We start from the raw sequence: 11,138 nt of genomic DNA on the forward strand, positions 1-11,138 counted from the left end.
CAACCTCTGCTGAAGCCTGGGCTGATCCTTTGGGCAACTGGCTTGCCAAAGTGAATAACCATCACAAACAGAAAGAGAGCGCCAGCGAGCAATCAGTCGAACAAGACGATCGAACTGATACCGATAACACGGTTAATACTTCATCTGTTGCTCATCAGCCACAAGCGCAGACATCACAGACTGTTGCGCAACCTTCTGCCGTTACGCCTTATCAGTCCGTCAATAACGGGGAAAGTCAGGCTGCATCGCAGATACCGGCAGCAGACGCTACTGATAATGACGTCAGAATGTCGGATAACGACAATAATGACGCGGGCGGTCGTCCTGTTGATGCGCCTCAAATGGCAGAAGTTTCCCATCAGCATGTTTCTCCAGCACCATTCCCTTATGCTTCTTTGACGGTTGGTAGCAGCGAGTTACAGCCGGAAACAGACCCACGTCTTCCTGTCAGTAAGGGCGGTGTTGTCGAAGAGAATGTTGAAAATAAAGGTTTGGTTGACAGTATCGTTCAGTCAACGCGCGGTCGTCACAACGCTTTTGCATGGATTGGCGTTGGCGATAACAGCGTGATGTTAGCCCGCGATCCGAAAGACCGCGGTATGTTCGGGACATGGTTAGGTATTAAACCATGGTTGCGTGACAAGGGTATTGATATCCAATCCTCTATGGGCGGTGTTGAAACGGCCTTTAACGCGCGGGGTGGTGATCGTCACGCTCTTAGAACGGCTTATCAATGGTTGGTGCAGGCCAGTTTTGACATGGAACGTTTGGGCGTCGTCAAAGGCGGTAAATTCAACTTTATGATGACCAAGCGTGGTGGTGGTCAGATTGAAGCCGCTATCAATTCGACGACCTTGACCGAAATGCAGGAAGTTTACGGTCGTGGTAACATTTGGCGCTTGATCGAAGGTTCTTATGAACAACAAATCGGTCGGTTTAATATTAAGGTTGGTCGTTTAACCGAAAATAACGAATTCGGTATGGCAATGACCGGATGTTCCTTCATGAGCTTGGGCTTCTGCGGTAACCAAGCTGGTAACCTTGTGGGTGACTATTGGTATAACTGGCCAGTTTCAAACTGGGCAGGCCGCGTGACCTATCAGGTATCAAAAGAAGTCACCATCGGTGCCGGTGTCTTTGATGTTAACCGCAAAAACATCCAAGGTAAGGTTCTCCACGAAAACTTCTACATGGATAACCCGTTCCATCCTGAGGCCGGTTTGTATATCGGTGAAGTGAAATGGGCACCGAAATTCGGTAGAGAAAACAATCTCGAAGGTTTGTTTAAATTTGACGGTTGGTATACTGACGATAAGTCTTATAACTTGCGTTATTATCAAGACGTTGCCATGCAGACCGGATATTCTTCGCAGGGACCTGAAGTCCGTGGACGTTATGGTGCCTATGTAACGGCTGAACAGCAGGTTTTACGTTTCGATAGCCATCGTCAGCTGACTGTTGCTTTCCGCGCTTTGAAAAATGATGGTCGAACCAACAAATCAACGGCTGAAGTTTCGGCTTATGCCATTCTGTTCGGTGTTTCCAAAGAGCGTCCTGATGACTGGGTTGGTATCGGTGCCGGTACAACTTGGCTGAGTAATGCCTTTTTGAAGAGTCAGGCTTTGTCAGCGCAGAATCGCCATCAGGAATATTATTCAGAACTTTTCTATAATATTCAGCTTTCTCCGGCTGTCTTCTTGCGTCCGAATATTCAATATGTTGTCCATCCGGGCGGCTATTATGCCCGTGGCCCTGTTGATACGCCTTATAACTATAATTCTAAAAATATTATTTTGCTCGGCCTTAAGAGCGGTTGGGTATTCTAATATAACGCTCATCCGGTTATCGAAGGACATGTCTTTTTCGATAACCGGATAATAATATCAGTGCATGAAAGAAATCTGCCATTTATCATAAGGCAGAAATGATTAAGCGCCTGCACATCAATAAACTGATTATTTTTATCGTCTTTAGTCCGTTATTATAAAATGAAGCGTGAGCGTGGAGCGATCATTGCCTTAGCGGTGCGCTTGTTCCCTTGTCGATAAAATCGAAATTTATTTATCATCGACTTTATTAAAGAAACTACAGGCCAATATCGAAATCATTTTATTGGTCGATATTCTTTAAAACCTTATTAATTTCAAAATTATCAGCCGTTTCCTTTTTAAAACAAGAGGACGGCCGGAAAAAAAGACAAATATCTTCAGTCTTTTCGCCATTTTTCTGCGGATAACAGCTAACCCGACGATATTCTTTCGGTAAATTTTTACCTGAAGAAGAGGCGCTAATAATGGCATTAGAGGCTGAAAAAAGTGATGGTGATAAGCCCATAGGATCAGGATAGCGCGTGCTATACATATTGGACGGTAACAGGCTGTAAATAGGAATGGGACGATGAAGCAGGCTATATCCGCCACTTTCCCAATAATCGATCTGATATAAGGTAAGGCCACATAAATTAGGAAGACTTTGCGCTTTTATCTCAGCCTGTAAGACCCCACGATATTGATACCAGTGAGAAATATTTCCCGTAGAGCAGAAAAAAGAACAAGCCGCCCATGTCGTAAAAATGGCTATTTGGGCTAATTTTTTATGCAAAGGGGTAAAGTTGACAGTGGCTTTTTCGATCAAAATGGCGCTGCCAATGGAGGCAAGGATTATAAAAATACCGCTACTTAAAAAGATGAAGCGATATTCTTTATGAGAAACAAGCATGTGAAAAATAAGATTGACTAAAGCTGTTCCGAATAAAGCAGGATAGCGGTAGGTTGCGACCAGAATAGGAATAGGCAGGATCAAGGAAAACCATTTCCAATTTTCCCAAATATCAAAAAAATAACTATATATCGGAGCGGTGCCGTAATCTTCTGCACGGTGAAAGATCAAATTTTGTTGTATGTTTTTAAATAACCATAAAAGAGGATATTCGCCTATAAAGATATCCGATAGTGAACTAATAAAAATCGCGCCTAATCCACCAAGGATAAAATACCCCCAATGCTTAACATTTATTTTTAATGTGAAGAAAGTGATGAAAAGAATAGAAGGAATATATTGGAACCTTAATAAGGCGGATAATCCCATTAAAAATCCAGAGAGCATCAGGCTGCTCTTATTTTTTTCTTCTGCAATTAAATAATAGGCGGCGGGCATAAAAGCCGAAAAAGAGAGTGATTCACTAAGCGGATGCGCAGCAAAAAGAAGGATTTCATACCATGTTGCTGCAACAAACATGGCAAGACAGCCGGTAAAGAGGGAATGTAATCGCCCTAATTTATAGGCGCTCCAGATAACACCCAATGATAAAAGAGCTGTAATAACATGGGGTAAAATCCAATACAAAAAGCTCTGTGCATTAATGATATCTCCCATTTTCATAGCGGCTGCTAATAAAACGGGGACAAGGCCGCCTCGCATCCCGTAGCGATATTCCCAAGGAATGACTGAATAGCCGAAAGCGAGACGGTGTGCCTGTTCCAGATATTGGAAAATTTCGTCTGGATGATAATAGCCGATGGGGAAGATGGCCGTCATTCTCAGGCACAAAGCCAAAAGCATAATCAGAAGCACAGCAAGATGAGATGCTTGTATTGATTTCAAGGAAAAAGAGGCAGCAGATTTATCTTTATTTGCCATTATTTTTCCATTTCCGGCCAGAATTTAATATTTTGGATTTAGAACAACTATATCGACACAATAAGAAGATATTTAAATTGTTGGATAAACAATATCTTTAAAATTGCCCTCTATTCAAAAAGAAATTTATAACATTTATACCGTCTTATATTCCTTAAAAACAAAATCAAATCATAATTGATTTTTATTATATTGTGAGAATAATATGATTTTTGGATTTAAATTTCTTTTTTATAAAAAATCATCCCTTTATGTTTAAAAAATGCAAATTTCTTTTAGAAAATAAATTTTAATTTTATTTTAAAAGATTAAAGATATATAGAATTTTTCTATACTTGTCAGTACGTTACATCCTGCTATAATCCATAATGGTTGTAATATTAAGTCAAAGAGCAAAATTTATTTGCCGAGTTGCATATTGCCCTATGGAACTGATGATCTAGTCAGTTCTTTTTAAAAGGGAGATATGAGTAACATTCTAAATATGGCGTTTTACATTCTTTAGGAAAGTAAAATATAATTATATAGAATGTAAAATGTTTTGGAAATTGTTTATTCAATATTTCCATATTTCTGATTAAAGTATTTATTTAAAAACAAAACAATTAAGTATAGATATTGTCTTCAATGTATGTTTTTTACAGTGGGGCGCTGTAAAAAATATTTGGCCTTTTTTGTAAAAAATAAATGATAAAAACAATAAAGGCTAATAAAACTAGGGGATGGCTTTGAGAAATGAACAACTATATTATATTTTTTAAAAGTATTAATTTTTAACGTATTATGGCTTCAATTTCTTCGTTCAGGAGTGCTTCTGTCGTAGAAAATACAGCGCTTATCGGCGAAAGCCCCGCTATGCGTGAAATACGGTATCTGATTCAGCAGGTTGCCCCTACCTCTGCATCAGTATTGATTACCGGCCCATCTGGGAGCGGTAAAGAGATGGTTGCATCTTCTATTCACGCATCAAGCCCGCGTTCACAAGGAAGATTCATTCCTGTTAATTGTGGCGCTATTCCGCGCGACTTGTTGGAATCAGAATTGTTTGGCCATGAAAAGGGCGCTTTTACGGGTGCTGTTGGACAGACTTGTGGACGATTTGAAGAGGCTGATGGCGGCACGCTTTTTCTTGACGAAATTGGCGACATGCCTTTCGATATGCAGGTTAAACTGCTTCGGGTTTTAGAGGATAATATTATTACCCGCGTGGGTGGGCGGCAGCCTATCCATGTAGATACCCGTATTATATCGGCGACCCATCGCGACATCCACAATGCGATTGAGCATAAAGCCTTTCGGGAAGATTTATTCTACCGTTTAGCCGTCTTTCCTATTCATCTGCCTTCATTGGCGGATCGCTCTGATGATGTTCCGTTATTGGCAGAATATTTTTGTGATCGTTTGCCGGAAAGTCGGAGATTTTGCTTTTCTTCGGATTCCTTGCATTATCTGTCCCAGTATAGCTGGCCGGGGAATATTCGTGAATTGCGCAATCTGATTGAGCGCACCTCCATATTATATCCTGATCAGAAAGTTGGGGTGGAGCAGACCCAGAAATTATTAAATCTGGCGGTTTCGAGCCAACCGGCCGAGCGTGATGCTTTGTGGAATTTAAGTAGCCCGTCATCGGAAATATCATCAGATCGTGATCTGTCTTTAGCTGATGATATTTTGGAGGATGATCTCGATAATGAAAGCGAAAATCTGGCACTATTTGCAGATTTTCCTATACCCGGCGATGCTGTAAAATTGAAGGAATTGGTAACGGAATTGGAGTGCCGCTATATTACGGCTGCTTTAAATTCTGCCAATAATATCGTTTCTGATGCTGCTCGTCTTTTAGGATTGCATCGGACAACGCTTATCGAAAAGATGAATAAATATAAGATAAGCCGTTCTTGATCCGGCAGGTTTTTTTAAAAAAACCTGCCGGATATCCGGTTAGGGGTACAAAAATTCGCTCTGCCAGCGGCCATCATTCAAGGTGAATAATTCGCGTTCATGTAATCTGAACTCGCGATCATTCCAGAATTCCATACGGATGGGGCTTACTCGAAACCCCGTCCAGTAAGGAGGACGCGGCACATCTTTACCTTCATAGCGAGCTTCGATATCGGCGATCCGTTTTTCGAAAACATCACGTGCTGGTAAGGGGCGGGATTGTTCGGATGCCCATGCGCCAAGCTGTGATTTGCGTGCGCGCGTTGCAAAATAGGCATCGGCTTCTTCATCAGAAATCAGCGTGGCAGCCCCTTCAATGCGAACCTGACGGCGCAATTTCTTCCAATGGAAGAGCAGGGTTGCTACCGGATTTTCTAAAAGCTCGTGGCCTTTCCGACTGCCCAAATTCGTAAAAAAGACAAAACCGTCTTTGGTATGTCCTTTTAACAGCATCATGCGCACACAGGGGAAAGCCTGCTTGCTGGCTGTTGCGAGTGCCATCGCCGTTGGATCATCGGTTTCGGCTTTTTTAGCCTCATCCATCCATTCGTCGAACATTTTATGAGGATCTTGAGTCATAATGCTGGTCTAACGCTATCAGTCTTTCAAGAAAAGCGGGTTATCCAATATTTCTATCACTGTTATTGTTTTGGTAAAAGAAGGCTGGAATCTCCGTAGGAATAGAAACGGTAGCCAGTATCAATCGCATGTTGATAGGCAGCCAGCATTTTTTCTCGCCCCATTAAAGCCGAGACCAGCATAAATAAGGTCGATTTCGGCAAGTGGAAATTAGTCATTAGGCCGTCAATAACCCGAAAACGGTAGCCTGGAGTGATGAAAATATCGGTTTCATCGGAAAAAGGATGAACCAGACCCATTTCATCGGCAGCACTTTCGATCAGGCGAAGGCTGGTTGTCCCTGTGGCGATAACACGACCACCTTGTTTTTTGGTTTCGTTGATAGCGTTCGCTGTTTCAGCCGAGATTTGTCCCCATTCGCTGTGCATGACATGGTCATCGCTGTCGTCGACCTTCATAGGTAAAAAGGTACCAGCGCCGACATGGAGCGTTACTTTTGTATGTTTGATGCCTTTTTCTTCTAATCGCTGCAAGAGCTCTTCTGTAAAATGAAGGGATGCGGTGGGTGCCGCGACAGCGCCTTCTTTTTCGGCGAAAATAGTTTGGTAATCTTGCCTGTCTTGTTGGTCAGCCGGTCGTTTGTGGGCGATATAAGGGGGAAGGGGCATATTGCCTGCTCGTTCCAAAAGTATTTCAACTGGCTCGTTCCCCAAAAATTCAAAAAGAACCGAGCCATCATCATTACGTTTGACCACCCGAGCAGAGACATCTTTGCCAAAATCGACGACATCATCGCTTTTCAGTCTTTTGGCATTACGGACAAAAGCCTGCCATTGGCGAAGGCCTTCGCGTTTAATCATATTGGCGCTGATACGTGCCTGATTTTTTTTACCTTCAAGATAGGCTGGAATAACACGGGTATCGTTGAAGATTAACAGATCGCCTTCTTGTAAAAGATCCGGTAAATCCGCGACATGGTAGTCATCCATCCCTTGGGATGTAACCTGCAATAAACGAGCGGATTCCCGTGGAACAGCGGGTCTTAACGCAATAGATTCAGTTGGCAGTTCAAAGTCGAAAAGATCAACCCGCATAGAAAGACGTTCCTGTTTTAAACAGTGATATTATAATTAGTGCGATTGGCCGGAGGCCGCCGGAGCTTCTGCATTGGCCGAAGCCGCGCGTGATTTGGCAAGAAGGCTGCGCATAGCATTACGCCGAACTTCTTCTTCCTGCTTTTGTTGTTCGGCAAGGTTGATGGCTTCCTGTTTTTCAACGGCCGCCTTGACTTCTTCAGTCGTCGGCGGATGGATTTTATCAGAACCAATAGAAGCGCGGACAATAATCGACGGATGGGCAGGGGGTTCACCTTTTTCTACCGCATCGACATATTCCATGCCGGACACCACGCGACCGATAGGTGTATATTCGCCATCAAGAGAGAAAGTCGGTTGATAAACAATAAAGAATTGGCTGTTGGCGCTGTCTTTTTCCTGCGCTCTTGCCATAGAGACTTCCCCGCGAACATGGGGCATATCGTTAAATTCGGCCGGAAGATTGGGAAGCGAAGAACCGCCGCTACCGTCTCCTTTGGGATCGCCAGTTTGCGCCATAAAGCCTTCGATGACGCGATGAAATCTGAGGCCGTTATAAAAACCTTCCCGAACGAGCAATTTAATCCGCTCAACACTTTTCGGTGCTTTGTCTGGGCGAAGCTGGATAACAACGCGGCCACCAGTTGAAAGATCAAGGTTAAGCGTATTTTCGGGTGTCATATCTGGGATGGGCGGCAAATCGGGAAGGGCTTGCCGTTGCGTTTTTTGAACGACTTTTCTGATTTCTTGCGGGGTTGCGGTCAGCTCTGGTTCTTTTTCTTTCCCGTGTTTTTGAGCAAGAAGGGGCGCGGCTAAGAAAAAAAACACAAAAAGGGCGCTAGTGCTTTTTAAAATACCCTTACAGCGCATAGTATAAACATCCTTCTTGACGGTATGTTGATGATTTAAGCAATCATCACCCGAGTTATAGACATATCGGACAGGCTTTTCAAAAGCCTTGTCCCGATTATCCGGAAAGAAAAAACAGTTACAGGATAGCTTGGCCTTCGGAATAAAGAATGTCGCCTTATGCCCCATAAAATATGAAGGTTATATGGATGAAAACCTTACCTTCTGGCCTAAAAGCATTCTGATCCCGAAGATTTTAATCTTGGAAAGATTTTTTTCTTGTAACGGCTTCTTGTAATTTTTGTGCGACATGAGGCGGCACAAAAGGCGTGATATTGCCATTATAAAAAGCGATTTCCTTGACCAAACGGGAAGCGACAGGTTGCAAGACACTGTCTGCCATCAAAAAGATAGTTTCAATTTTATTATTTATTTGCTGGTTCATGCCAGCCATTTGATATTCATATTCAAAATCGGCAACCGCACGCAAACCCCTTAGAATAACCGAGGCGCCTTGGCTTTCGACGCAATCCATCAGCAAAGAATTATAGATAATAACTTCGATACGGCTTTTTGTTGGGTTTTCAAGGCGGCTTATTTCATGACGGATCATGGATGCGCGCTCTTCTGATGAGAAAAGCGGCGATTTTCCCGGATTCTCGGCAACCGCAATGATAAGATGATCAAAAATGCGGGCGCCGCGCCGGATAATATCAAGATGACCTAGCGTGACAGGGTCAAAAGTACCGGGATAAAGCGCAATGGGCTGCTTTTTCGGAGAGAGAGCGTCCATATCACAATATTTCCCTTCACACTCCTGACAGCAAAAAATTTTTAGAATTTTTTGCTGTCAAAAGAGGCTAATATGTAAAATTTAGTGATCGCGTGCTACGATATAACGGGCAATATCGCGCAAATAATCGGCTTCCGATCCGAAAACAGACAGATGGGCAATCGCCTGATCGACCAATGCTTTTGCCTGTGAACGGGCTTTTTCGAGACCTAACAGAGAAAGGAAGGTTGCTTTACCAGCAGCTGCATCTTTGCCGACGGCCTTACCCGCAATAGCTTCATCACCTTCTGCATCGATCAGATCATCGGCAATCTGGAAAGCAAGACCGATATCACGGGCATAGGCCTTCAGACGATCACGGATATCTTTATTCTGGCGACCCATAATGGCACCGGCTTCCAAACAGAAACCGAATAAGGCACCTGTTTTTAGCTGTTGCAAGCGGGTAATCGTCGGAAGATCAAAGGGAACGGTTGAGGTTTCTGCGGCCAGATCAATAGCCTGTCCGCCGACCATGCCGTCTTTACCAGAAGCGATGGCCAAAGCCTGAATTAATTCCAAGCGGACATGTGGGTCGGTATGGATTCTTTCTTCTGAAAGAATTTCAAAAGCCAAAGCCTGAAGTGCATCGCCGGAAAGAACCGCAGAAGCATCATCAAAGGCTTTATGAACAGTAGGTTTACCCCGCCGCAAATCATCATTATCCATGCAGGGCATGTCATCATGAATCAAAGAATAGACATGGATACATTCGATAGCCATGCCGACCCGTAAAGCGGCTTCGCGATCGACGTTAAATAAAGCGCAGGTGGCGGCGACCAAAAGAGGGCGCAATCTTTTTCCGCCACCGATCGCGGCATAGCGCATGGCTTCTACCAAGCGGCGACGAGGGTCTTCTGGAAGCGGTAATTGTTCAGCAAAAAGCCGGTCAATATCCTGTGCGACCTGTTCCATCATGGTCTTAAGATTAACTGCCATATCTATTATTTACTCCGCATCGAAAGGACTAGTTCCTGTTGCCCTTCCGTCCTGATCGAGACTGATCTGTTCGATTTTTTTCTGTGCCGCTTTCAGCCTTGCTTCGCATTGTTTTTTCAATGCATCGCCTTGACTATACATTTGGATAGAATCTTCGAGTGTTGTATCCCCGCTTTCAAGACGGCGAACAATCTCTTCAAGCTTTTTCAAGGCTTCTTCGAAGCTCAATTCCGATATGTTTTTTTCTTGGCTCATTGGCGTATGATCAGACAGTGTTTCCGGTGGGAAAAGACGGCTTTTACCGCCTTAATCCCGAAAACTTGCCTTTCCCTTATTGCTTCTTGGTGAAAGGATCAACAAAGCCTTTATATTGGCTTTCGCCTTCGCTAGCATGAATTTCTTCGGCCGTCCGTTCCTGATTTTCGCGTTTGCGATGCAGATAACGGATCATGGCTTCGCGTTCACCGGCCAAGGTTGCGTCAAAAGGAGAGGTTTCCTCTTCTTTATCCTTTTCGACTTTGGCAATGATCGCGTTTAATTCACGCTGGGTCGTTAGCCCCAAGGTAACCGGATCTTTCGGGACGATATTGATCATATTGTAATGCGTGCGATTACGAATTTTAGCAATCGTTTCGCGGGTCGTTCCGATCAATTTTGAAATCTGCCCGTCTGTAACCTTGGGATGGTTAGCAATGATCCATGCAATACCATCAGGTTTATTCTGACGCCGTGAAATCGGTGTGTATCGAGGCCCTTTCGGACGACGATTCTGTTCAGGGGGAAGTGCAATAAGCAGACGGTAATTCGGGTCTTTCTGACCTTTTTCAATTTCTTCTAACGTCAGCTCACCTGCACGAACCGGATCACGACCCGCTAATTTCGTAGCCGCGGTGTCATCGGCAATGGCCTGAACTTCAAGAATATGAAGACCGCAAAAATTGGCAATCTGTTCAAAAGTAAGTGAGGTATTATCGACAAGCCATGAGGCTGTCGCATGAGGCATAAGCGGCTGGGCCACAGCAAAATTCTCCTGAATATTGCACCCCGTTACGGCGAGGCCTGCATAAGAAAATGGCCACCCGTGGAAGGATGGCCTTGCGTATTTTTTTATCCTTACCCTGTCATAGGGGTAAGGGCAAGGTAGATATCAACAGCCTATCGATTATAGAGTGTTTTTTCTATTCCCGTTGTTATAACTATACTATTATTTTAAATGATATTTTTTAGAAGGTGGAAAATAAATTTTAATTTTTAAGAAATAAAAT

10 protein-coding genes are annotated in these 11,138 nt (G+C 43.6%); 2 read left to right on the forward strand and 8 right to left on the reverse strand.

Annotation, left to right across the window (positions count from 1 at the left end):
- Nucleotides 1-1,826, forward strand: a 1,826-nt coding sequence (locus tag LDL18_RS07315; RefSeq protein ID WP_296508262.1) for a carbohydrate porin, incomplete at its 5' end; no start/stop codon positions are given.
- Between the two features lie 283 nt (nt 1,827-2,109).
- Here the strand turns inward: LDL18_RS07315 and LDL18_RS07320 are convergent.
- On the reverse strand, nt 2,110-3,639 hold the full coding sequence (locus tag LDL18_RS07320) for a mannosyltransferase (RefSeq protein ID WP_296508264.1): 1,530 nt from the start codon (nt 3,637-3,639) through the stop codon (nt 2,110-2,112).
- A gap of 783 nt (nt 3,640-4,422) precedes the next feature.
- Between LDL18_RS07320 and LDL18_RS07325 the strand changes: the two genes are divergently transcribed.
- Nucleotides 4,423-5,541, forward strand: coding sequence for a sigma-54 dependent transcriptional regulator (locus tag LDL18_RS07325; RefSeq protein ID WP_296508266.1), 1,119 nt, complete (start codon nt 4,423-4,425; stop codon nt 5,539-5,541).
- A 39-nt stretch (nt 5,542-5,580) separates the two neighbouring features.
- On the opposite strand, the gene pdxH is transcribed toward LDL18_RS07325, so the two are convergent.
- The 7 genes from pdxH to LDL18_RS07360 form a co-directional block, all read right to left on the reverse strand.
- Nucleotides 5,581-6,159: a pyridoxamine 5'-phosphate oxidase gene (gene pdxH / locus LDL18_RS07330; RefSeq protein ID WP_011240718.1), complete on the reverse strand. Its 579-nt coding sequence runs from the start codon at nt 6,157-6,159 to the stop codon at nt 5,581-5,583.
- 62 nt (nt 6,160-6,221) lie between these two features.
- Nucleotides 6,222-7,253, reverse strand: a complete 1,032-nt coding sequence (gene queA / locus LDL18_RS07335) for a tRNA preQ1(34) S-adenosylmethionine ribosyltransferase-isomerase QueA (protein WP_296508268.1) — start codon at nt 7,251-7,253, stop codon at nt 6,222-6,224.
- A 36-nt stretch (nt 7,254-7,289) separates the two neighbouring features.
- Nucleotides 7,290-8,123 carry a peptidylprolyl isomerase gene (locus LDL18_RS07340; protein ID WP_296508270.1) on the reverse strand — a complete coding sequence of 278 codons (834 nt, stop codon included), beginning with the start codon at nt 8,121-8,123 and terminating at the stop codon, nt 7,290-7,292.
- A gap of 235 nt (nt 8,124-8,358) precedes the next feature.
- Nucleotides 8,359-8,895 (reverse strand): pantetheine-phosphate adenylyltransferase, encoded by a 537-nt coding sequence (gene coaD, locus LDL18_RS07345; RefSeq protein WP_296508271.1) that lies wholly within the window; start codon nt 8,893-8,895, stop codon nt 8,359-8,361.
- An 81-nt stretch (nt 8,896-8,976) separates the two neighbouring features.
- On the reverse strand, nt 8,977-9,873 hold the full coding sequence (locus LDL18_RS07350) for a polyprenyl synthetase family protein (protein WP_296508273.1): 897 nt from the start codon (nt 9,871-9,873) through the stop codon (nt 8,977-8,979).
- Nucleotides 9,874-9,882: 9 nt separating this feature from the next.
- Nucleotides 9,883-10,128 (reverse strand): exodeoxyribonuclease VII small subunit, encoded by a 246-nt coding sequence (locus LDL18_RS07355; protein WP_011240723.1) that lies wholly within the window; start codon nt 10,126-10,128, stop codon nt 9,883-9,885.
- Between the two features lie 76 nt (nt 10,129-10,204).
- On the reverse strand, nt 10,205-10,891 hold the full coding sequence (locus tag LDL18_RS07360; RefSeq protein ID WP_296508278.1) for a cell cycle transcriptional regulator TrcR: 687 nt from the start codon (nt 10,889-10,891) through the stop codon (nt 10,205-10,207).
- Nucleotides 10,892-11,138 lie beyond the last annotated feature (247 nt).

It is taken from the genome of Zymomonas sp. (assembly GCF_020216885.1).
GTDB lineage: Bacteria > Pseudomonadota > Alphaproteobacteria > Sphingomonadales > Sphingomonadaceae > Zymomonas.

Bases quoted from the DNA above. Each gene is read 5' to 3' on its own strand.
- LDL18_RS07355 (WP_011240723.1), bottom strand. From the start codon at position 10,128: ATGAGCCAAGAAAAAAACATATCGGAATTGAGCTTCGAAGAAGCCTTG.
- coaD (WP_296508271.1), bottom strand. From the start codon at position 8,895: ATGGACGCTCTCTCTCCGAAAAAGCAGCCCATTGCGCTTTATCCCGGT.
- LDL18_RS07340 (WP_296508270.1), bottom strand. From the start codon at position 8,123: ATGCGCTGTAAGGGTATTTTAAAAAGCACTAGCGCCCTTTTTGTGTTT.
- LDL18_RS07325 (WP_296508266.1), top strand. From the start codon at position 4,423: ATGGCTTCAATTTCTTCGTTCAGGAGTGCTTCTGTCGTAGAAAATACA.
- LDL18_RS07350 (WP_296508273.1), bottom strand. From the start codon at position 9,873: ATGGCAGTTAATCTTAAGACCATGATGGAACAGGTCGCACAGGATATT.
- pdxH (WP_011240718.1), bottom strand. From the start codon at position 6,159: ATGACTCAAGATCCTCATAAAATGTTCGACGAATGGATGGATGAGGCT.
- LDL18_RS07320 (WP_296508264.1), bottom strand. From the start codon at position 3,639: ATGGCAAATAAAGATAAATCTGCTGCCTCTTTTTCCTTGAAATCAATA.
- queA (WP_296508268.1), bottom strand. From the start codon at position 7,253: ATGCGGGTTGATCTTTTCGACTTTGAACTGCCAACTGAATCTATTGCG.